This window comes from Pseudomonas paraglycinae (genome assembly GCF_021601625.1).
GTDB classification, from domain to species: Bacteria; Pseudomonadota; Gammaproteobacteria; order Pseudomonadales; family Pseudomonadaceae; genus Aquipseudomonas; species Aquipseudomonas paraglycinae.
Genome location: NZ_BQHR01000012.1, coordinates 43343 through 64420 on the forward strand (window position 1 = coordinate 43343; position 21078 = coordinate 64420).

Consider the following 21078-nt stretch of genomic DNA (forward strand, 5'->3'; position numbering starts at 1 on the left):
TAAGTCATTGAATTATATGGTCGGGACGGAGTGATTCGAACACTCGACCCCTAGCACCCCATGCTAGTGCGCTACCGGACTGCGCTACGCCCCGACTAGGTTTGAAACTCGTTCTCCATCTCGAAGAACGCTCAAGAATATATCGCAAGCTTTTGAAAACTGGAAGTATTTAAAAGCACGAAATTATTTCTTGAGAACCACCAGAACATCTTCGAGCTCGGCGATCATCTGGCGGATCATTTGCTTGTATTGGGTGGTGTCGTCTTTGGCTTCATCGCCGGACAGACGCAGTCGCGCGCCGCCGATGGTAAACCCCTGATCGTAAAGGAGCGCGCGGATCTGCCGGATCATCAGCACGTCCTGGCGCTGATAATACCGGCGGTTTCCGCGGCGTTTGACGGGGTTGAGCTGAGGAAACTCCTGCTCCCAGTAGCGCAGCACGTGCGGTTTTACCGCACACAGCTCGCTGACTTCACCGATGGTGAAGTAGCGTTTGCCCGGGATGACGGGGAGTTCGTCGTTATGACTTGGTTCCAGCATAAGCCTCAACTCGGGCCTTCAACTTCTGCCCTGGACGAAAGGTGACCACACGGCGAGCCGTGATCGGGATTTCTTCCCCCGTTTTCGGGTTGCGGCCAGGCCGCTGGCGTTTGTCCCGAAGGTCGAAATTGCCGAAACCCGACAATTTGACCTGCTCGTTGTCTTCAAGAGCGTGCCTGATTTCCTCGAAAAACAGTTCAACCAATTCCTTGGCTTCCCGCTTGTTCAGGCCCAGCTCTTCATACAGACGTTCCGCCATCTCAGCTTTCGTCAAAGCCCCCATACGTCACTTCCTTAACGTGGCGTTCAACCTTTGTTCGAGCGAGGTGAGGATATTTTGCGTCGTCGAATTCACCTCATCGTCATTAAGAGTGCGCGATGGATGCTGCCAGGTCAAGCCGACTGCGAGGCTTTTTCTATCAGGATCAATGCCTTTACCCTGATACACGTCAAATAGCCTGAGGTCTGTCAGCCATTCGCCTGCATTTTCACGGATTACGTCCAGTACAGCCGAGGCTGCAACGTCTTTGTGCGCAATCAGTGCCAGGTCACGACGCACTTCAGGAAAGCGCGACAACTCGTGGAATTTCGGCATTTTACCCAGAGCGACTTCAGCCAGAACCAGCTCGAAGACGAAGACCGGACGGTCGAGACCCAGGGACTTCGACAGTTCAGGGTGAATCGCGCCGATAAAGCCGACTTCACGCCCTTCCCGCTCGATGCGTGCGGTCTGGCCCGGATGCAGCGCAGGGTGTTTGCCCGGTGCAAAAGTGAACTGATCCAGCGCACCGGCAAAGCCCAGCACTGCTTCTACGTCAGCCTTGACGTCGAAGAAGTCCACGGTATCGCGACCTTGCGCCCAGCCTTCCGGCAGACGGCTGCCGCATACCACACCGGCGATCATCGGCTCTTGCTTCAGACCTTCCAGCTGACCGACAAAGCGCAGACCGCTCTCGAACAGACGAACACGATCCTGCTGACGGTTGAGGTTGTGCTGCAACGCCTTGACCAGACCCGGCCACAGCGACGAACGCATGGCGGCCATGTCATTGGAGATCGGGTTCGCCAACAGCAGCGGCTCCACGCCCGGGTTGAACAGCTCGAACTGCTTCGGATCGATGAAGCTGTAGGTGATCGCTTCCTGGTAGCCACGGGCAACCAGCAGACGACGCAGCTCCGGCAGATCGCTGCGCGCTTCGGCCTTGGCTTGCGGCGCCAGGCGAGCTTGCGGGTAACGAACCGGCAGGCGGTTGTAACCGTACAGACGAGCCAGCTCTTCGATCAGATCGACTTCCAGGCTGATGTCGAAGCGATGGCTTGGCACTTCTACGCGCCACTGCCCTGCTCCGTCGGCGGAAACCTTCAGACCCAAAGCATTGAGCAGACGCTCGACTTCGGCCGAATCCATTTCCATGCCCAGCATCTGGGTGATGCGCTGAGCGCGCAGGGTGATCGGCGCGATCGACGGCAAGTGCTGCTCGCTGACGGTCTCGATGATCGGGCCGGCTTCACCACCGGTGATTTCCAGCAGCAGGCCGGTGGCGCGCTCCATGGCTTCACGGGCCAGTTGCCAGTCCACACCGCGCTCATAGCGGTGCGAAGCGTCAGTGTGCAGACCATACGAACGAGCCTTGCCCGCGACAGCGATCTGGTCGAAGAACGCACTTTCAAGGAACACGTCGCGAGTGGTCGCGGAAACGCCACTGTGCTCGCCACCCATCACGCCGGCAATCGCCAGAGCGCGAGTGTGGTCGGCGATCACCAGCGTATCGCTGCGCAGGCTGACTTCCTGACCGTCGAGCAGAACGAGCTTCTCGCCCTCTTCCGCCATGCGCACACGGATGCCGCCATTGATTTCGGCGAGATCGAAGGCGTGCAGAGGCTGGCCCAGCTCGAGCATCACGTAGTTAGTGATGTCGACGGCGGCGTCGATGCTGCGGACTTCGGCGCGACGCAGACGCTCAACCATCCACAGCGGCGTCGGCCTGGACAGGTCAACGTTACGGATGACACGGCCCAGGTAACGCGGGCAGGCCGCAGGTGCCAAAACTTCTACCGAGCGCACTTCGTCGTGCACCGCCGGAACGGTCATCACCACCGGGCGAGTGACCGGAGCGTCGTACAGCGCGCCGACTTCACGGGCCAGACCGGCCAGGGACAGGCAGTCGCCACGGTTCGGAGTCAGATCGACTTCGATGCTGGCGTCTTCCAGGTCCAGATAAACACGGAAATCTTCGCCCACCGGCGCATCGGCTGGCAGCTCCATCAGACCGTCATTGCCTTCACCGACCTGCAGCTCGGATTGCGAGCACAGCATGCCGTTGGACTCGACACCGCGCAGCTTGGCCTTCTTGATCTTGAAGTCGCCCGGCAGCTCGGCACCGATCATCGCGAACGGAATCTTCAGGCCTGGACGCACGTTTGGCGCACCGCACACGACCTGGAAAGTTTCCGCGCCATTGCTGACCTGGCACACGCGCAATTTGTCGGCATCGGGGTGCTGCTCGGTGCTCAGCACCTCACCCACCACCACGCCACTGAAAACACCGGCGGCCGGCGTAACGCTATCGACCTCAAGACCGGCCATCGACAGACGGGCAACCAGCGCGTCGCGATCTACCTGCGGGCTGACCCAGCCACGCAGCCATTGTTCACTGAATTTCATCCTGCTCTCCTAAGAATTCGTTACGACTAGCGAAATTGCGCGAGGAACCGCAAGTCGTTGTCGAAGAACAGACGCAAGTCGTTCACGCCGTAACGCAGCATGGCCAGACGCTCAACGCCCATGCCGAAGGCGAAGCCCGAGAACTCTTCCGGATCGATCCCGGACATGCGCAACACGTTCGGGTGAACCATGCCGCAGCCCATCACTTCCAGCCAGCCGGTCTGTTTGCAGACGCGGCAGCCTTTACCACTGCACATCACGCATTCCATGTCGACTTCGGCGGAAGGCTCGGTGAACGGGAAGTACGAAGGACGGAAACGCACCGCCAGCTCTTTCTCGAAGAACACCCGCAAGAACTCTTCGATCGTGCCTTTGAGGTCGGCGAAGTTGATATCGCGATCGACCAGCAGGCCTTCGACCTGGTGGAACATCGGCGAATGGGTGATATCGGAGTCGCTGCGGTACACACGGCCTGGGCAGACAATGCGGATCGGCGGCTTTTTCGATTCCATGGTGCGGACCTGTACCGGCGAGGTATGGGTGCGCAGCAACATGTTGGCGTTGAAATAGAAGGTGTCATGCATCGACCGGGCCGGGTGGTGGCCTGGGATGTTGAGCGCCTCGAAGTTGTGATAGTCGTCTTCAACCTCAGGGCCTTCGGCAATGCCGTAGCCGATATGGGTGAAGAACTGTTCGATACGTTCCAGAGTCCGGGTTACCGGATGCAGACCACCGGAGGTCTGACCGCGGCCCGGCAGGGTCACGTCAATCGATTCGGCAGACAGTTTGGCAGCCAGTTCGGCTTCTTCAAACAGAGCCATGCGCGCATTGAGAACGCCTGTAACACGTTCCTTGGCAACGTTGATCAGGGCGCCGACCTGCGGACGCTCTTCTGCCGGCAAATTCCCCAGGGTCTTCATCACCTGAGTCAATTCACCCTTTTTGCCAAGGTATTGAACCCGGATTTGCTCCAGGGCATTGATATCTTCAGCGCTTTGCACAGCCTCTAGTGCTTGAGAGACCAGCGCATCCAGGTTTTCCATGTACAGACTCCAGATACAAAATAGGGGAAGAGCTTGAAGGCTCTTCCCCTATTTATGACGTTTAACACCTGGCCCCACAGAGGTGTGGCCAAGTGACTGTCGGGGGTACTTAAGCCAAGGTGGCTTTAGCTTTCTCGACAATCGCAGCAAACGCCGCTTTTTCGTTCACTGCCAGATCAGCCAGAACCTTACGGTCGATCTCGATGGACGCTTTTTTCAGGCCAGCGATGAAACGGCTGTAGGACAGACCGTTAACACGAGCACCAGCGTTGATACGAGCGATCCACAGAGCGCGGAACTGACGTTTTTTCTGACGACGGTCACGGTAGGCGTATTGGCCTGCCTTGATTACCGCTTGCTTGGCAACACGGAATACGCGGGAGCGTGCGCCGTAGTAGCCTTTAGCAAGTTTCAGAATTTTTTTGTGACGTTTACGGGCAATGACGCCACGCTTTACACGAGCCATGAGTTACTTCCTCTATTCTTGATCCAAAAATTAACGAAGGCGCAGCATGCGCTCGACTTTTGCCACGTCAGACGGATGCAGCAAGCTGCTACCGCGCAGTTGACGCTTACGCTTGGTCGACATTTTGGTCAGGATGTGGCTCTTGAAAGCGTGCTTGTGCTTGATACCGTTAGCAGTTTTCAGAAACCGCTTAGCAGCACCACTTTTGGTTTTCATCTTTGGCATGTTCGGATACTCCGCATTCAGTTGATAAACATAATCAGAAGGCCTGCCGTGCCCTGTTGATTACTTCTTCTTTTTCGGGGCGATGACCATGATCAGCTGGCGTCCTTCCATCTTAGGATGCTGTTCGACCGAACCGTACTCGAGCAGGTCTTGTTCAACCCGCTTGAGGAGTTCCATCCCCAGCTCCTGGTGGGCCATCTCACGGCCGCGGAATCGCAAGGATACCTTGGCCCTGTCCCCGTCACTCAGGAAACGTACCAGGTTGCGCAGTTTTACCTGGTAATCCCCTTCCTCCGTCCCTGGACGAAACTTGATTTCTTTTACCTGAATCTGCTTCTGGTTCTTCTTCGCCGCAGCAATCTGCTTCTTCTTTTCGAAGATCGATTTGCCGTAGTCCATCACCCGGCAAACCGGCGGGACTGCGTCGGCAGAGATTTCTACCAGATCAAGCTTTGCTTCTTCAGCAATACGAAGCGCTTCATCAATCGAGACGATGCCAATCTGCTCGCCATCAGCGCCAATTAACCGAACCTCGCGTGCCGAGATATTCTCGTTGATCGGGGCTTTCGGTGCAGCTCGTTTATCTTGTCTCATTTCACGCTTAATAATAATTACTCCGAATCTGGGCGACCACGCCGGGAAACCGCTTGCGCGAGAAACTCAGCGAACTGGGCGACGGGCATCGAGCCCAGGTCAGCACCTTCACGAGTACGCACAGCGACAGTCTGCATCTCGACTTCCTTATCCCCAATAACCAAGAGATATGGAACCTTGAGCAAAGTATGCTCGCGGATTTTAAAGCCGATCTTTTCATTTCTCAAGTCGGACTTGGCACGAAACCCGCTTTCGTTGAGAGTTTTTTCGACCTGAGCGACGAAATCTGCCTGTTTATCAGTGATATTCATGATCACTGCCTGGGTTGGCGCCAGCCACGCAGGGAATGCACCTTCGTAGTGCTCGATCAGAATGCCGACGAAACGCTCGAACGAACCGAGGATCGCACGGTGCAACATCACCGGATGCTTGCGGCTGTTGTCTTCGGAGACGTATTCGGCTCCCAGACGCACCGGCAGGTTGAAATCGAGCTGCAAGGTACCACACTGCCACACGCGACCGAGGCAATCTTTCAGCGAGAATTCAATCTTCGGACCGTAGAAAGCGCCCTCACCCGGCTGCAGATCGTACGGCAGACCAGCGCTATCAAGCGCTGCAGCCAGGGCCGCTTCGGCGCGATCCCACAGCTCGTCGGAACCGACGCGTTTTTCCGGACGAGTGGACAGCTTCATCTCGATGTCTTTAAAGCCGAAGTCGGCATAAACATCCATGGTCAGCTTGATGAACGCTGCGGATTCAGCCTGCATCTGTTCTTCGGTGCAGAAGATGTGGGCGTCGTCCTGAGTGAACGCACGCACACGCATGATGCCGTGCAGCGCACCCGACGGCTCGTTGCGATGGCAGGCACCGAACTCGGCCAAGCGCATCGGCAGCTCGCGGTAGCTCTTCAGACCCTGGTTGAACACCTGCACGTGGCAAGGGCAGTTCATCGGCTTGATGGCGTAGTCGCGGCTTTCCGACTCGGTGGTGAACATGTTGTCGGCGTAGTTGGCCCAGTGCCCGGATTTCTCCCACAGGCTGCGGTCAACGACTTGCGGCGTCTTGATCTCGAGATAGCCGTTGTCGCGCTGCACTTTGCGCATGTACTGCTCGAGAACCTGGTAAAGCGTCCAGCCATTCGGGTGCCAGAACACCATGCCCGGCGCTTCTTCCTGGGTGTGGAACAGGCCCAGGCGCTTGCCGATCTTGCGGTGATCGCGCTTTTCAGCTTCTTCGATACGCTGGATGTAAGCAGCCAGTTGCTTCTTGTCAGCCCACGCGGTGCCGTAAACGCGCTGCAATTGCTCGTTCTTGGCATCACCGCGCCAGTAGGCGCCGGACAGCTTGGTCAGCTTGAAGGATTTCAGGAAGCGAGTGTTCGGCACGTGCGGACCGCGGCACATGTCGACGTATTCTTCGTGATAGTACAGGCCCATGGCCTGCTCGTTCGGCATGTCCTCGACCAGACGCAGCTTGTAATCTTCGCCACGAGCCTTGAACACTTCGATCACTTCGGCACGCGGAGTGACTTTCTTGATGACGTCGTATTCAGTGTCGATCAGCTGTTGCATGCGCTGTTCGATGGCCGCCATGTCGTCCGGCGTAAAAGGACGCTCGAAGGCGATGTCGTAATAGAAGCCTTCATCAATGACCGGACCGATGACCATTTTGGCCGTCGGGTACAACTGCTTGACCGCGTGGCCAACCAGGTGGGCGCAAGAGTGGCGAATGATCTCCAGCCCCTCTTCATCCTTTGGCGTGATGATTTGCAGCGTTGCGTCGCTGTCGATGATGTCGCTGGCGTCAACCAGCTTGCCGTTCACCTTGCCGGCCAGGGTGGCCTTGGCCAGGCCTGCACCGATGGATGCGGCGACCTCGGCTACGGAAACCGGGTGATCGAATGAACGTTGACTGCCGTCGGGAAGAGTAATAGTTGGCATGGCGCCTCCTCTCCTAGTGGTGACCCCTACCAAAGGTCACGTGGGTTGGGATGAGCCAGTACAAGATCCGATCCAGGCCATTCAATGACGAACGCCTGCCTTACAGCGGCAGGAGCCTTGCGGCCAACCGGAAAACCGAACCAGAGTGACTGGGATTCAAATCAGAAAATTCGTACGCTGCCACTGCCAGGACTGAAGGTCATCCGGAGCTTGCGAACGCCCGAGCCAGGCATGCTAGCACAGATGAACGGTCACCGATGCACTCTGGTTTTACCGGGAGGCAAATCGTCCGTTTTATGCCAGAGTGCTGAACTTGATCGGCCTTAGGCCCCTCAGATAACAAGACATTGACCCACAAGGAGCATCCTCGCATGCGTCTTAACACCCTGCTTGCTGCAGTCGCCCCCCTCGTTTTGCTGCTGCCGTTGAGCGCCCACGCCGACTGGCCGAAGGGCGAGCGTGAGAAATACATGGCTCAGTGCACCCAGGCGGCCACTCCGCAAATCGGTGCCGCTGCCGCAAAGTCCCACTGCGCGTGCGGTGCCGATGCGATCAAGTCCTACCCGGCCAGCGACATTCAGGCACTGATGGACAACAAGGCCAGCCAGGAACTGCAGCAGAAAGCCCTGGGGCAAATTGCCAAATGCAAGGCCAATACACCGGCGAAAAAATGATGGAACAAGCCTTTTCACTGCCCCCAGCACCGCTGAAAAGCATCTGATTCAGGCCTTTTCGTACGATTTATGCAGGTTTTACAGGTTTTTTTATTGTCTTTATTTTTCGCCAGAAGCCTTTTAAACCGGGGCCTCCAGCCGAAACAGGCAGTAAAGAAAACACGACTGATTGGCAAACAGCACGTCCGGGGGGCTACCAAAGCGAACATTTCGACTATGATACCCCAGTGTGCCCAGTTGGCCTGAGCAGCACAGTACTACTGAAAATATATGTTTCTTGGAGATACACCATGTCTAATCGCCAAACCGGCACCGTTAAATGGTTCAACGATGAAAAAGGCTTCGGCTTCATCACTCCTCAAGGTGGCGGTGACGACCTGTTCGTACACTTCAAAGCTATCGAATCCGACGGTTTCAAAAGCCTGAAAGAAGGCCAGACCGTTTCCTTCGTGGCTGAGAAAGGCCAAAAGGGTATGCAAGCTGCACAAGTTCGCCCAGAGTAATTTCCCGGCGCACTAAAAAAACCCCGTCCATGTGACGGGGTTTTTTATGGGTGAAACAAACGCCCGAAAGGCTCAGCCGCAGTTGACGCGGGTGACTACCAGGTTCTGATCGGTATTCAGGTTGAGGCGATCGGAGCGGTACTCCAAAGTAATCATGTCATTCGGCTTGAGGAATCGGGCGTTCTGCGCACCGGCTTTCTTGCGCGCTTGCTCCAATAGTTCCGGCGAAGCTTTCTTGCCGAGAGCGAACTCCGCAGCCGATGCTTCACAACGACCATGTCCGGCCTCAGTCGCCACGGGATCCTTCTGCGACTCGCTGGAGGTCGTAGAGCAACCAGCCAACAGAGCAACGGCCATCAGTGCACCCAGTGACGCGAACTTCCAAGGCATTGAAGCCTCCTTATTTCAATTTTGAGCAGAGATCGTGCGACCGCCAATACGGCGTTTGGTTTCACGGTGAGTGCTATCACCCTGCCCCACGATCGGAAAAACGCCGAGTGTGCCTGAGCAACGTCTGAAGCTTCACCCCGTAAAACGTCACTGAATATTAATGACGCTCAGTAGACATCTATGTAATCGAAGGGAGGATTTGGCCAGTTGTCCTTGAGCGCGTTGAAGATCTGCATGACCCAGACTTCGTCGTTGGCCGCGACATTTCCCACGTATCCCGAGCCTTTTGCCCAAGTCTCCAGACGAAACAGCAGGCCATCGATGTCCTGGCCGCCAGTGACACCCGAAGAGATATAGGCAATGCCACCCTTGGTCACGCGCAGTTGAGTGTGTTCGTCATCACTGGCTGACGCCAGCATCCGGCGGACAGCATCAAGGGTCAGGCCGTCGGGGCTATTCAAATCGATCTGCACAGCGCAATCCTTGTTTTTTTGCGGAAACGACCAAGTGTCGCATAGCCCTGCGCTCATGCCTAAGTCGCAGTGCCAAACGCTCGGCAAAGTGGTTAACTCAAAACTCCGATCCCGCGACCGAGCCTTGCCATGACCACCGTAAGCACCGCCGACATCAAGGCCGCCTGGCCGCAAGGGCACAGCTCTTACAGTCCGGGCAGTCCGGAGGAATTGGCATTGATCAGCATTGACTTGCTGGTGAAGGCGCTGGGAACGCAAGGCGCGCAGTCGTTCATCGCCCAGTTGTTCGAAAAGTATCCCGATGACTTCAAAGGCACATCGGACACCGAGAGGGAGTAAAAGCCCGCAAGCTGGCACCTGCGGGCGTATCGCTTACTTCAGACGTTTCAGACGCTCGGTCAGCAGATCGAAAAAGCCTTGGGCGTCACCGTTCTCCACCCAGAAGGCGTTCTTCGGCGCCTTGAGGCCGTCATACCAGTCGACAATAGTCTGGCCGAAGGTCGGGCCTTCACGGCTGTCGACCACCACATTCACCGACCGGCCAGTGAACAGCTCAGGCTTGAGCAGATAAGCCACGACGGTGGCGTCATGCACAGGACCACCCGGAATGCCGTAGTGCTCCATATCGCCTTTGATGTACTCGTTGAGGATGTCGCCGACAATCTTGCTCGCATTGTTGTTCAGCGCCGCGATCTGCTTCAGGCGCGCATCGCTGGTCAGGATCTTGTGGGTCACATCCAGTGGCAGGTAAGTCAGTTTCACCCCGCTTTTAAGCACCACTTCCGCTGCTTGCGGGTCGGCGTACAGGTTGAACTCGGCCACCGGCGTGATGTTGCCGCCATTGAAGTGGGCGCCACCCATGATCACCACTTCCTTGATCCCCTGAACAATCTCCGGCTCCTGGATCAGCGCCAGGGCCAGGTTGGTCTGCGGGCCGAGCATCGCGATGGTGATGCTGTGCGGCTTGGCTTTTTTCAGGGTGTCGATCAGGTAGTTGACCGCATTGCCTTCGGCCAGGCCTTTTTTCGGTTCGTGCACGGTGACACCCGACAGGCCTTCCTTGCCATGGATGTTTTCGGCGTAGATCGGCGTGCGCATCAACGGTTTTGGCGCGCCGGCGTACACCGGAATCTCTTCCCGCTCTGCCCACTCACGGGCCAACCGCGCATTGCGCGAAGTCTTGTCCAGACGCACGTTGCCGGCCACGGTGGTGAACGCGCGAATGTTCAGCTCCTCCGGTGAGGCCATGGCTAACAACAGGGCGACCACGTCGTCGGCGCCCGGATCGGTGTCGATGATCAGGTCGATCTTTTCCGCCGCTTGGGCGCCGGTCGCGGTTATCACGGACAAAAGCAGCAGACTCCGAATCAATTGATGCATTTTTTGAGCATAGCGGTGCATGGCGCATTCCTTGTGCAGATGAAATCAAAAGGGGCGAACCCTGTTTAGAACGTAACTCCAGACACCAGCACGATGTTGCAGTACGGCTGGCATTCGCCCGTACGAACGATCGCTCGTGCCTGTCGGCTGAGTACTTTGAATTGCTCGTGACTGAGCAGGTCACGCCGCCCCAGCGAGCCTTCGTCATTCAGCTCGTCCAGCGTGGACAGCGCAGTCGGTTGCTTGTCGAAAATCTCCTTGGCCAGCGCGTGGCTTTCCACCTGCATCTCGCTGAGCACGACTTTCAGGGTGCTGACGAAATCCGGCACGCCATGCGTCAACGCCAGGTCGATCAGTTCGACACCCGGCGGCACCGGCAGGCCGGCATCGCCGATCACGACCATGTCGCCGTGGCCGAGGGAAGCAATCAGCCGCGACAGGGCGACATTGAGCAAAGGAGTCTTTTTCATGCGGGTTTGAATGCCTGTACGTCGGAGGTGGTGGGAATGGACGGCTGGGCACCTGCCCGGGTAACCGACAGGGCCGCAGCGACCTGCCCGAAACGAATGGCCTCGTCCTCGGTTCTGCCGGCCGCCAGTGCCGCCGAAAATCCGCCGACAAACGTATCCCCGGCGGCGGTGGTATCGACCGCCTTCACTTTGGGTGCAGGAAAATGCTGGTAACCCGTGCCGTTGGCGAACAACGAGCCTTGAGCCCCCAGCGTGATGATGACCTTGCCGGCGCCCAGTGACATCAGGTGCGCAGCGGCTTTTTCAGCGGTCGCCAGCGAGTCCACCGGCAAACCGCTGAGGGCGGCGGCCTCGCTCTCGTTGGGAATCAGGTAATCGATGGCGGCAAACCAGTCTGCCGGCAGCGGGCGACTGGCCGGCGCAGGGTTGAGGATGACCGTCTTGCCCAGTTCACGTCCACGTTTCAGCGCATGGCCTACCGTGGCGTCGGGGATTTCCAATTGGCAGATGATCACGTCGGCCGCTTGCAGCACGGCGTCGAACCGGTCGATGACCGCCGGGGTCATCGAACCATTGGCGCCGGCCACGATGACAATCGCGTTCTGACTGTTGTCATCGACCACGATCAGCGCCACGCCACTGGAATCCTCCACCACGCTGACCGCCTGACAATCGATCTGCTCGGCCAGCAACGCGTGGCGCAATTGCACGCCATAGTCATCGTTGCCGACACAGCCGACCATCGACACCTGCGCACCCAGCCGTGCAGCGGCTACCGCCTGATTGGCGCCCTTGCCGCCGGACACAGTCGCGAAAGAATGGCCGATCAGCGTCTCACCGCCCCGGGGCAAGCGCGGCGCCCGAGTGACCAGGTCCATGTTCAGGCTGCCTATTACCACTACATTTGCGGACATACATCATTACTCATCAATTCGGTTTCAGCGGTATTCGGTGAACACCCCGGACAGCGGTGCAGTCGATTCGCGCAGGACAATACTCGGGGTCACGATCCGCTGATCCGTCGCCAGATCCGGGGTGGCAATTCTTCGCAACAACACTTCCGCGGCCATCTCGCCCAGTTGCAGGATCGACTGGCCCACGGTCGTCAGCGCTGGATACACGTAACGACTCATCTGGATATCGTCGAAGCCGATCACCGACAGCTCGGCGGGCACGCGCACGTTACGTTCCGCCGCCGCTCGCAACACGCCAATGCCGATCATGTCGTTACCGGCAAAGATCGCGCTCGGCGGGTTGTGCTCAAGCAGAACCGAAGCCGCGTTGTAACCGCCGGTGCTGGTGAAGTCGCTTTCCAGCATGCGCGACGGGGCCACTTCAACACCCGCCTCTTTCAGCGCTCGAGCAAAACCGGCCTGACGCATTTGCGCGACGCTGGTACTCGTCGGACCACCGATCGTGGCGATATCGCGATGACCGAGCTCAAGCAAATGCCGCGTCGCGAGGTACGCGCCATATTCGTGATCGATGCGCACCAGGTCGGCGTCCACGCCTTCGAGTCCACGGTCGACGATCACCATCGGCGTCTTTACGCCCGCCAGTCCTTGCGCCAGACCACTGTCGCCACCCGCAGAGGCGACGATCAAGCCGTCGATGCGCTTTTCCAACAGGACCCGCAGGTAGCTGCGCTGCTTGTCCGGGTTGTCGTCGGAGTTGCAGAGAATCACGCAGTAGCCGTTACGCTCGCAATAATCCTCGATCCCGCGCGCCAGTTCGGCGAAGTACGGGTTGAGGCTGTTGGGCACCAGCAAACCAATGGTGGCGGTGGTTTTCGCTTTCAGCGAACGGGCCACCGCGCTCGGCACATAGTCGAGACTCTTGATGGCCGCCTCGACCTTGAGCCGCACTTCTTCGCTCACCGGTCGGGTCTTGTTTACTACGTGGGACACGGTCGTGTAGGAAATTCCTGCAAGTGCCGCCACATCCTTGATCGTTGCCATTTATCAGCCCCGTCGGCTTGCGCGTTGACTGCGATAGGTGTCGAGCACCACGGCGATCACGATCACCGCACCGGTGATGATGCGCTTGGTCGGCTCGGTCGCGCCAATCTGCGCCAGACCGGCCGCCAGGACGGAGATGATCAACACACCGAAAAAGGTGCTGATCACCGAACCACGTCCGCCCATCAGGCTGGTGCCGCCGATCACCACGGCAGCGATGACTTGCAGCTCAAGGCCGGAACCAGCGTTCGGGTCGGCCGCTTCCAGCCGGGAAATCTGGAACAGCGCCGCAATGCCGGCGAGCAGCCCCATCAGGCTGAACACCAGAATTTTGTAGGGCTTGGGATTGATCCCCGCCAGACGCACCGCTTCTTCGTTGGTGCCAATGCCGATCAGATAGCGGCCGAACACGGTACGGGTCAGAACGGCCTGGGCAACGAAAATGACCAGCAAGGCGATGATGAACGACGGCGAAATGCCGAAGGCGATCGGGTTCGACAGCCAGGCGAAGGAATCACCGATATAGGCCGTGCGCGAACCGGTCATCTGATAAGCCAGGCCACGGGCCATTTCCAGAACACCGAGCGACACAATGAATGACGGAATTCGCCACGCCACGGTAATCGAGCCGGTCACCGTGCCGGCCAACGCCGCGACGGCCATCCCCAACAAGGCAGCCGGCAATACGCTCCAGCCCCAGCCAAGAATCGCCACGCTGACGGTAGATGCCGCGAGCGCCAGTACCGAGCCTACCGACAGGTCGATCCCGCCGATGATCAGGACGAACGTCATGCCCACCGCCAGAACCATCAGGTCGGGAATCTGGTTGGCCAGGGTGCTGAAGGTGTTGTACGACAGGAAATGGCTGCTCATGACCGAGAACAGCGCAATCATTGCCAGCAACGCGCCGGCCAGGCCCAGGTAAGTGCCGAGGCCGTAGAAGTTGCCACTGGATTTGCCGGCGGAAGATGCAGTTTTCATGGGAGATCCCTAGGCGCTGCTTCGTTGAGCAACGCATCACGTTTCTGGTAGCCGGCGAACGCGGCGGCAAGCAAGTCATCCTGGGTCCAGCTGTCGCGCTCGAACGTGTCGATCAGGCGCCCCGCCGACAGCACTCCGATGCGGTCGCAGATCAGCATCAGCTCGCGCAAATCGCTGGACACCACGACCAGCGCCTTGCCCTGCCGAGTCAGTTCGCCGAGCAGGGCATAAATATCGAACTTGGCGCCGACATCGATACCGCGAGTCGGCTCGTCGAACAGCAGCACCGAACAGTCGCGCTCGAGCCAGCGACCGATCACCACCTTTTGCTGATTACCGCCGGACAGCTCGGACACCAGTTGCGTCGGGCTGGAACTGCGGATGCGCATGGCGTCGATCTGCCGCTGCGCGAGCTTCGTTTCATCGCCGTTGTTGACGAACCCGCCGCTGGAAATCTCCGGCATGTTGCCCAAAGCGATGTTGGCGCTGATCGACTGGCTCAGCAGCAGGCCTTCGCCCTTGCGATCCTCGGTGATCAAGGCGATGCCGTTGCGCACTGCATCGACTGGCGAGCGAATGCTCACCACCTGGGCCGGAGATCCGAGCGCCACCGTGCCGCTGTCCGCGACATCGGCGCCGAAGATCAGCCGCAAAAGCTCGGTGCGCCCTGCTCCGATCAGCCCCGAAATGCCGAAAATCTCACCGGCGCGAACCTCAAAGGACACGTCACGCACCTTGTCGGAGCGGGTCAGACCTTTGACCGTCAGGGCCGGCGCGCCGATGTTGCGAGCCCCCAGATCGATATGCTCGCCCAGCTCGCGACCGACCATCAGGGTGACCAGTTGCTCGCTGCTGTAATTTGCCATCGGCTCGACACAGACCAGGTTTCCGTCGCGCAACACGGCAATGCGCTGTGCTACCCGGGCCAGCTCTTCGAGGCGATGCGAGATGTAGATGATCGAGACGCCGCGCGCCTGCAGCCGAGTGATCTGCTCAAAGAGCATCTCGACTTCGCGTGCGGTCAGCATCGCGGTGGGTTCGTCGAGGATCAGCACGTGACAATCGCCGATCAGGTTACGGGCGATCTCGACCATTTGCTGGTGACCGATGCCCAGCTCGCCGACCAGTGTGTCCGGGTCGATGGCATCGAGGCCGACTTGAGCCATGGCTTCGATGGCGGCCTTGCGCAGCTGCTTGCGACTGATCCAGCCACCGTTACTTGGCAGGTTGTCGAGGAACAGGTTCTCCGCCACCGAAAGCGTCGGCAGCAGATTGAGCTCTTGCATGACCATGCGCACACCCAGCTCTTCAGCCTGCGTGCGACTGCCGGGGCGATAGTCCTTGCCCTGGAACTGCATCTGGCCGGTGGTAGGTGTGACCAGCCCGCCGATGATCTTCGACAGGGTGCTTTTGCCGGCACCGTTCTCACCGGTCAGCGCCAGCACTTCACCGCGCATCAACGTCAGGTCGATGCCGGTCAGAACCGGTTGCGCATAGGTCTTGCCGATACCGCTGACCGAGAGGACAGCGTTCGGAGCGGAAACTGACATAAAAATCTCCATGCGCTCGCCCGGACGGACGAGCGCCGTTGTGTCGCCAGAGGACTTATTTGGTGACCAGCTCGACTGGTGTCTCAATCACACCATTCGCACCACTGTCGACTTTCTCGCCCTTGATGATTTTCAGCGCAGTCTCGATGCCAAATACCGCTTGCTTCGCAGCGTACTGGTCGGCAGTCGCCAGAACGCGGCCGTCCTTCAGCATGGGCTTGATGGCATTGATGTTGTCGTAACCGACAACCTGCACCTGACCGGCCTTGCCGGCAGCGCGCACGGCGGAAACGGCACCCACGGCCATGCTGTCGTTACCGGCCAGCAGCGCCTTGACGTCCGGGTACTCGCTGAGAATCGAAGCGGCCACCTTGTTGCCCTTGTCGATTTCCCAATCGCCGGACTGCAGGGAAACAACCTTGATCTGCGCAGCCTCCATCGCATCCTTGAAGCCAGCGGTACGCTGCTGGGCGTTGGTCGTCGTGGAGACGCCTTCAATGATGCCGACTTCGTCACCGGCCTTCAGTTGCTTGGCCAGGTACTCGCCCACCAGACGCGCGCCTTTGCGGTTGTCCGGGCCTACGAACGGAACGCTGATGTTCTTGCTTTTGATCACAGCCGGATCGAGCTGGTTGTCGATGTTGATCACAGTGATACCGGCATCGACGGCTTTCTTGATCACCGGCACCATCGCCTTGGAATCAGACGGTGCGATGACCAGCGCGTTGACCTTTGCCAGAATCATCTGCTCGACGATGCGCGTCTGCCCCGCCGTGTCGGTTTCGTCCTTGATGCCGTTGGAGATCAGGTCGAAATCGGCGGAGTGTTCTTTCTGGTAGGCCTTGGCGCCGTCTTCCATGGTCAGGAAGAATTCGTTGGCCAGGGATTTCATGACCAGGGCGACTTTGGGTTTTTCAGGGGATTCGGCGAAAGCCGAAGAGACAGGCAGTGCGGCGGATGCGGCAGCCAGCATGGCGACAGCAAGAAGACGTCCAGCGAATGGCAGCTTCATGGGTTCACTCCGATCTTATGATTATTGTGAGCAACGCTTGCGCTGGCGTAAGCTCGCTGCACCCCACGACAATTCAATCCATCGCGAAGGCCGCGCAAACGTTTGCGTAGACCGAACTATGCGAATCACGCCGACATTTGTCAACAATCAGAAATCGGTATCTCATCGCAGGGCGAATCCACGGATTCGCCCTTGAGTGTTCAAGCCGTAGTGTTGACCACATTACCGGCAGAAGAACCCTTCGACATTTCCTTGACCAGTGCAGCCGAGACTTCCAGCAGGGCACCGCTGGTTTGAGCGATCTGCCCCTGGATGGACATCACCGCTTGCGACTTGGCTTCGGGGGTTGGATAACTCGCAGCCTGCGCGGCGGCCAGTTGTTGCTGCTGCTCCTGAAGCTGCTTCTGCAGTTCCTGCATCCGTTTGAGCAGCGTCTTGATAGTGATGCTCAGATTGTCACCGCCTTGAGCCTCGCTCGCGCTTGCTTCCTGGGCAGGACCACCGGTTCTGACCTGATTGGTTTCAACCTTCTCGGTACCCAGTGCCTCGGCTGACGCATCGGCTTCAGCTTCACTCATTGCATTGATCGTCGCAGCAGTTTTACCGCCGATCGTGACCGAACCGGGATTTGAAAAACCGATAGTCAATGACATTTGAACTCCTGAAAAATTGAATCCCTGTCAAGGCGCATCGGCCAGCGCGCCGTTTTCTTTAGCAGAGATCTGGAAAGCAGCCAGTTCAGTCTGAGGACGAGGCTCGTAGTCCTTTTCGGTGAGCCGAACGAGAAAACATCCCGCGTTCGGAAACCCGGATGAGCTAGGCAAGCTCACAACCACTCTTCAAATAAATCTTGATTCAAATCATAAGGTTAAACATTTCTCTCAAGCACAGTACGACTGGTACAGATCCTGCTCCCTCCCTGCACCCCTGGCATTCAGATCGGCCCGGGGCGCATCTAGATGAACCTGCATCAGCACCGTCTCACTACTAGAGAGAAAAATAATGACATCTGCTTTGAAGAGTTTCGTTCCGGGCGCTTTGGCCCTCCTCCTGCTCCTGCCAACTGCCCTCCAGGCAAAAGAAGCTGAAACCCAGGCCAAGCTGGCCAACGTGGTGGTACTGGCCACCGGCGGCACCATCGCCGGCGCGGGCGCCAGTGCAGCCAACAGTGCGACTTATCAGGCCGCGAAAGTGGGCATCGAACAATTGATCGCCGGCATTCCCGAACTGAGCACGCTGGCCAATGTGCGTGGCGAACAGGTCATGCAAATCGCCTCGGAAAGCATCACCAACGAAAACCTCCTGCAACTGGGACGTCGCGTTTCCGAACTGGCCGACAGCAAAGACGTCGATGGCATCGTCATCACCCACGGCACCGATACCCTGGAAGAGACCGCGTACTTCCTGAACCTGGTGGAAAAAACCGACAAGCCGATCATCGTCGTCGGCTCCATGCGCCCGGGCACCGCCATGTCGGCGGACGGCATGCTAAACCTGTACAACGCCGTGGCCGTCGCCAGCAGCAAAGAAGCGCGCGGCAAAGGCGTACTGGTGACCCTGAACGATGAAATCCAGTCAGGTCGCGATGTCAGTAAGATGATCAACATCAAGACCGAAGCGTTCAAAAGCGCCTGGGGTCCGCTCGGCATGGTGGTAGAAGGCAAATCCTACTGGTTCCGCCTGCCAGCCAAGCGCCACACCATGGATTCGGAATTCGACATCAAAAACATCAAGAGCCTTCCTGATGTAGAAATCGCCTATTCCTACGGCAATGTCAGCGACACAGCCTACAAGGCCCTCGCCCAGTCCGGCGCCAAGGCGATCATCCATGCCGGTACCGGCAACGGCTCGGTTTCCTCGCGCGTGGTTCCGACCCTGCAGGCGCTGCGCAAGGACGGCGTGCAGATCATTCGCTCGTCTCACGTCAATGCCGGTGGTTTCGTCCTGCGCAACGCCGAACAGCCTGACGACAAATACGACTGGGTGGTTGCTCACGACCTGAACCCACAGAAAGCCCGCATCCTGGCCATGGTCGCGCTGACCAAGACCAACGACAGCAAAGAGCTGCAACGGATGTTCTGGGAATACTGATTCATCCTCGCCTGATCCTTTCCTGATCGGGCACTGACTTCACCCTTCGTCAACTTGACGGAGGGTGAAGCTTGCGCCTCCTCCAAAGATAAATTTCACCTGAGTGACATCAAACCCGGAAAACCGCTGTCAGAGGATTTTCTTGAATTTTAAGCAGTTGCGAAAATGCCTACAGTTAAATACTGTATGCACGTACAGCTTAATAAGGATAACCTCGTGGCCACTTCCCCTGATGCTCCTGACGCTTACGAACGCATGGGCATGCGCGTTCAAAAAATCATCAATTCCCCCACCGCACAAAAAGCCAAAGCCGCACTGATCTTCCGCCTTCCGGACGAGCCGGTGGATGACTGGGAGCGCTTGCTGGAAGAGATCGACGAGAACGACAACGTCACCCTCGCCTACCGCGACGATGGCGGTGTACAGATTTTCTGGGTTGTGCCGAAGGAAGATTGATTCAATGATTCTGCGTTTTGCTGCTGTGCTGTTGCTGTTCATTTCCCTGGGTGCGCAAGCTGGCGCGCCGCGTACGTTCACCGAAGCCAAGAAGGTCGCCTGGAAGCTGTACGCACCACAATCCACCGAGTTCTATTGCGGGTGCAAATACACCGGCAACAAGGTCGATCTTGCCGCCTGCGGCTACGTCCCGCGCAAGAACGCCAAGCGAGCGTCCCGCATCGAATGGGAGCACATTGTTCCGGCCTGGCAGTTCGGCCATCAGCGTCAATGCTGGCAGGAAGGCGGCCGCAAGAATTGCACCCGCTACGACCCGAGCTATCAGAAAGCCGAAGCCGACCTGCACAACCTGGTGCCGAGCATCGGCGAGGTGAATGGCGACCGCAGCAATTTCAGCTACGGCTGGCTGCCGGTCGAAAAAGGTCAGTACGGCTCCTGCCTGACTCAGGTCGACTTCAAGGCGAAGAAGGTCATGCCCCGCCCTTCGATCCGCGGCATGATCGCCCGCACCTACTTTTACATGAGCAAACAATACGGCTTGCGCTTGTCGAAGCAGGATCGACAACTGTACGAAGCCTGGGACAAGACTTACCCGGTGCAAGACTGGGAGCGCCAGCGTAATCAGAGCGTGGCGTGTGTGATGGGGCGCGGCAACGAATTTGTCGGCCCGGTGAACCTGAAAGCCTGCGGTTGATTGTCTGATCAAAAGAAAAGGCCTTGAGCGATAAACTCAAGGCCTTTTTTGTGCTCAACCGCCGGATTTGTTGTGACGCCAGTAGCCCATCAGATTGAGTGACTCGCGCGGAATGCCGCGCTCCTTGATGAGGTATTTGCGCAGGCTCATGACCGCAGCGGATTCTCCGGCGATCCAACCATAGAAACACTCGCTGGCCGTATCGGCGATCTCCCACAGAATCTCTTCTTCGATGTCGACATCCGCCAGCTCGACCGCTTGCCCAACCGGCGATGCATCGACAGGCAACGTCGCCTGCTGCACGGCTTCCACCATCAACGTGCCGGCAGTTGCGTGATCGCGGATCAGCCATTGCACCGAAAGTCCGGGCCAGTCAGGAACCGCCAACATATCCTCACGACTGTCGACTTCAAAAAACGCCTGGGCCTGCGGCGGTTCAGTAAGTGTCGCCAGTTCTTCCAGGATCCCCATGGCGGCCGGCAACGCTGTGGCGTCGGCGACCAACAGAAGTTGCTTGAGCGTTTGCGGTGGCTTCCATTCAAATCCCCCCGCCTCTTGTGCCGAGAATCGGCTGTCGGGCGCCAGAATCTGCATCGACTCGCCAGGTTGCGCTCGCAACGCCCAACGGGAGGCCGGGCCGGTTTCGCCGTGCAGGACGAAATCGATATCGACTTCACCCGACTCGGCACGCAAATGACGGATGGTGTAAGTGCGCATCGCCGGGCGACGATCAACCAGCATCGAGCGGAAACGGGCGTACCACCCTTCGCCCTGAGAAAGCTTGGCGGGTGAACCGTCGGCTGCCGGGAAAAACAGCTTCACTCGCTGATCCGGCGCCCAGGTCGCCATCTCGGTGACCGTGGGGCTTGCGAGCGTGATCCGCATGAGATGCGGGCTCAATTGCTGCTTGTGACGCAAAACGACGTCGAACAACTTGTAAGGATTGGCGGAGGCCATGCGGAGCTCCTTCTGG

The 21078-nt window shown here is 58.2% G+C and carries 25 protein-coding genes and 1 tRNA gene; 6 read left to right on the forward strand and 20 right to left on the reverse strand.

The features are described from left to right. Positions 1 to 17 precede the first annotated feature (17 nt). The 9 genes from L6D82_RS18630 to thrS form a co-directional block, all read right to left on the reverse strand. Positions 18 to 94 (reverse strand) — tRNA-Pro (locus L6D82_RS18630). A gap of 89 nt (positions 95 to 183) precedes the next feature. Beyond that, positions 184 to 540, reverse strand: coding sequence for a MerR family transcriptional regulator (locus L6D82_RS18635; RefSeq protein ID WP_003179985.1), 357 nt, complete (start codon positions 538 to 540; stop codon positions 184 to 186). Next, positions 521 to 823 carry an integration host factor subunit alpha gene (gene ihfA, locus L6D82_RS18640; protein WP_002553164.1) on the reverse strand — a complete coding sequence of 101 codons (303 nt, stop codon included), beginning with the start codon at positions 821 to 823 and terminating at the stop codon, positions 521 to 523. Before ihfA ends, L6D82_RS18635 begins: the two co-directional genes overlap by 20 nt. Positions 824 to 826: 3 nt before the next feature. Beyond that, positions 827 to 3205, reverse strand: coding sequence for a phenylalanine--tRNA ligase subunit beta (pheT, locus tag L6D82_RS18645; protein WP_085607825.1), 2379 nt, complete (start codon positions 3203 to 3205; stop codon positions 827 to 829). 26 nt (positions 3206 to 3231) lie between these two features. Continuing rightward, positions 3232 to 4248: a phenylalanine--tRNA ligase subunit alpha gene (gene pheS, locus L6D82_RS18650; protein WP_011333387.1), complete on the reverse strand. Its 1017-nt coding sequence runs from the start codon at positions 4246 to 4248 to the stop codon at positions 3232 to 3234. 109 nt (positions 4249 to 4357) lie between these two features. After that, positions 4358 to 4714 carry a 50S ribosomal protein L20 gene (rplT, locus tag L6D82_RS18655; protein ID WP_002553161.1) on the reverse strand — a complete coding sequence of 119 codons (357 nt, stop codon included), beginning with the start codon at positions 4712 to 4714 and terminating at the stop codon, positions 4358 to 4360. Between the two features lie 30 nt (positions 4715 to 4744). Next, positions 4745 to 4939 carry a 50S ribosomal protein L35 gene (gene rpmI / locus L6D82_RS18660; protein ID WP_002553160.1) on the reverse strand — a complete coding sequence of 65 codons (195 nt, stop codon included), beginning with the start codon at positions 4937 to 4939 and terminating at the stop codon, positions 4745 to 4747. Between the two features lie 60 nt (positions 4940 to 4999). Then, positions 5000 to 5551: a translation initiation factor IF-3 gene (gene infC / locus L6D82_RS18665; RefSeq protein WP_169432615.1), complete on the reverse strand. Its 552-nt coding sequence runs from the start codon at positions 5549 to 5551 to the stop codon at positions 5000 to 5002. Further along, positions 5551 to 7473, reverse strand: coding sequence for a threonine--tRNA ligase (gene thrS, locus L6D82_RS18670; protein WP_085747798.1), 1923 nt, complete (start codon positions 7471 to 7473; stop codon positions 5551 to 5553). Before thrS ends, infC begins: the two co-directional genes overlap by 1 nt. Before the next feature lie 371 nt (positions 7474 to 7844). Between thrS and L6D82_RS18675 the strand changes: the two genes are divergently transcribed. Next, a complete protein-coding gene (locus L6D82_RS18675; protein WP_085747799.1) occupies positions 7845 to 8147 on the forward strand; it encodes a hypothetical protein in 303 nt (100 codons plus the stop codon). 290 nt (positions 8148 to 8437) lie between these two features. Further along, positions 8438 to 8650 carry a cold-shock protein gene (locus L6D82_RS18680; protein ID WP_003179963.1) on the forward strand — a complete coding sequence of 71 codons (213 nt, stop codon included), beginning with the start codon at positions 8438 to 8440 and terminating at the stop codon, positions 8648 to 8650. Positions 8651 to 8722: 72 nt separating this feature from the next. Here the strand turns inward: L6D82_RS18680 and L6D82_RS18685 are convergent, their stop codons facing one another. Together L6D82_RS18685 and L6D82_RS18690 are read right to left on the reverse strand one after the other, a co-directional pair. Further along, entirely contained in the window at positions 8723 to 9040 is a 318-nt protein-coding gene (locus L6D82_RS18685; RefSeq protein ID WP_085747800.1) for an I78 family peptidase inhibitor, read from the reverse strand. Between the two features lie 167 nt (positions 9041 to 9207). Continuing rightward, the gene (locus L6D82_RS18690; protein ID WP_102688394.1) at positions 9208 to 9513 is read right to left on the reverse strand and encodes a hypothetical protein; all 306 of its coding nucleotides are present in this window, start codon (positions 9511 to 9513) and stop codon (positions 9208 to 9210) included. Positions 9514 to 9642: 129 nt separating this feature from the next. Here L6D82_RS18690 and L6D82_RS18695 point away from each other — a divergent pair, with 129 nt between their 5' ends. Then, positions 9643 to 9852 carry a hypothetical protein gene (locus L6D82_RS18695; protein ID WP_236190932.1) on the forward strand — a complete coding sequence of 70 codons (210 nt, stop codon included), beginning with the start codon at positions 9643 to 9645 and terminating at the stop codon, positions 9850 to 9852. 33 nt (positions 9853 to 9885) lie between these two features. Here the strand turns inward: L6D82_RS18695 and L6D82_RS18700 are convergent, their stop codons facing one another. From L6D82_RS18700 to L6D82_RS18735, 8 genes are all read right to left on the reverse strand, one after another. Next, positions 9886 to 10914, reverse strand: coding sequence for a nucleoside hydrolase (locus tag L6D82_RS18700; protein ID WP_102688392.1), 1029 nt, complete (start codon positions 10912 to 10914; stop codon positions 9886 to 9888). Between the two features lie 44 nt (positions 10915 to 10958). After that, positions 10959 to 11363, reverse strand: a complete 405-nt coding sequence (rbsD, locus tag L6D82_RS18705; protein WP_007956017.1) for a D-ribose pyranase — start codon at positions 11361 to 11363, stop codon at positions 10959 to 10961. After that, complete coding sequence (rbsK, locus tag L6D82_RS18710) at positions 11360 to 12277, reverse strand: ribokinase (RefSeq protein ID WP_236190934.1); 918 nt, start codon at positions 12275 to 12277, stop codon at positions 11360 to 11362. The genes rbsD and rbsK overlap by 4 nt, the downstream gene beginning before the upstream one ends. A gap of 24 nt (positions 12278 to 12301) precedes the next feature. After that, positions 12302 to 13321 carry a LacI family DNA-binding transcriptional regulator gene (locus tag L6D82_RS18715; protein WP_102688390.1) on the reverse strand — a complete coding sequence of 340 codons (1020 nt, stop codon included), beginning with the start codon at positions 13319 to 13321 and terminating at the stop codon, positions 12302 to 12304. A 3-nt stretch (positions 13322 to 13324) separates the two neighbouring features. Continuing rightward, complete coding sequence (locus L6D82_RS18720) at positions 13325 to 14302, reverse strand: ABC transporter permease (RefSeq protein ID WP_064594871.1); 978 nt, start codon at positions 14300 to 14302, stop codon at positions 13325 to 13327. Further along, entirely contained in the window at positions 14299 to 15852 is a 1554-nt protein-coding gene (locus tag L6D82_RS18725; RefSeq protein WP_236190936.1) for a sugar ABC transporter ATP-binding protein, read from the reverse strand. The genes L6D82_RS18720 and L6D82_RS18725 overlap by 4 nt, the downstream gene beginning before the upstream one ends. Positions 15853 to 15907: 55 nt before the next feature. Continuing rightward, a complete protein-coding gene (locus L6D82_RS18730; RefSeq protein WP_007956008.1) occupies positions 15908 to 16864 on the reverse strand; it encodes a sugar ABC transporter substrate-binding protein in 957 nt (318 codons plus the stop codon). 200 nt (positions 16865 to 17064) lie between these two features. Further along, positions 17065 to 17517, reverse strand: coding sequence for a hypothetical protein (locus tag L6D82_RS18735; RefSeq protein WP_085747807.1), 453 nt, complete (start codon positions 17515 to 17517; stop codon positions 17065 to 17067). Positions 17518 to 17866: 349 nt separating this feature from the next. Here L6D82_RS18735 and L6D82_RS18740 point away from each other — a divergent pair, with 349 nt between their 5' ends. The 3 genes from L6D82_RS18740 to L6D82_RS18750 all read left to right on the forward strand — a co-directional run bounded on the left by L6D82_RS18740 (position 17867) and on the right by L6D82_RS18750 (position 20105). Continuing rightward, the gene (locus L6D82_RS18740) at positions 17867 to 18955 is read left to right on the forward strand and encodes an asparaginase (protein WP_007956004.1); all 1089 of its coding nucleotides are present in this window, start codon (positions 17867 to 17869) and stop codon (positions 18953 to 18955) included. Between the two features lie 186 nt (positions 18956 to 19141). Further along, the gene (locus L6D82_RS18745) at positions 19142 to 19411 is read left to right on the forward strand and encodes a DUF1654 domain-containing protein (RefSeq protein WP_371857356.1); all 270 of its coding nucleotides are present in this window, start codon (positions 19142 to 19144) and stop codon (positions 19409 to 19411) included. A gap of 4 nt (positions 19412 to 19415) precedes the next feature. Then, on the forward strand, positions 19416 to 20105 hold the full coding sequence (locus L6D82_RS18750) for an endonuclease (RefSeq protein WP_085612799.1): 690 nt from the start codon (positions 19416 to 19418) through the stop codon (positions 20103 to 20105). Between the two features lie 54 nt (positions 20106 to 20159). On the opposite strand, the gene L6D82_RS18755 is transcribed toward L6D82_RS18750, so the two are convergent. Further along, complete coding sequence (locus L6D82_RS18755) at positions 20160 to 21062, reverse strand: siderophore-interacting protein (protein WP_085747808.1); 903 nt, start codon at positions 21060 to 21062, stop codon at positions 20160 to 20162. Between the last annotated feature and the right edge of the window lie 16 nt (positions 21063 to 21078).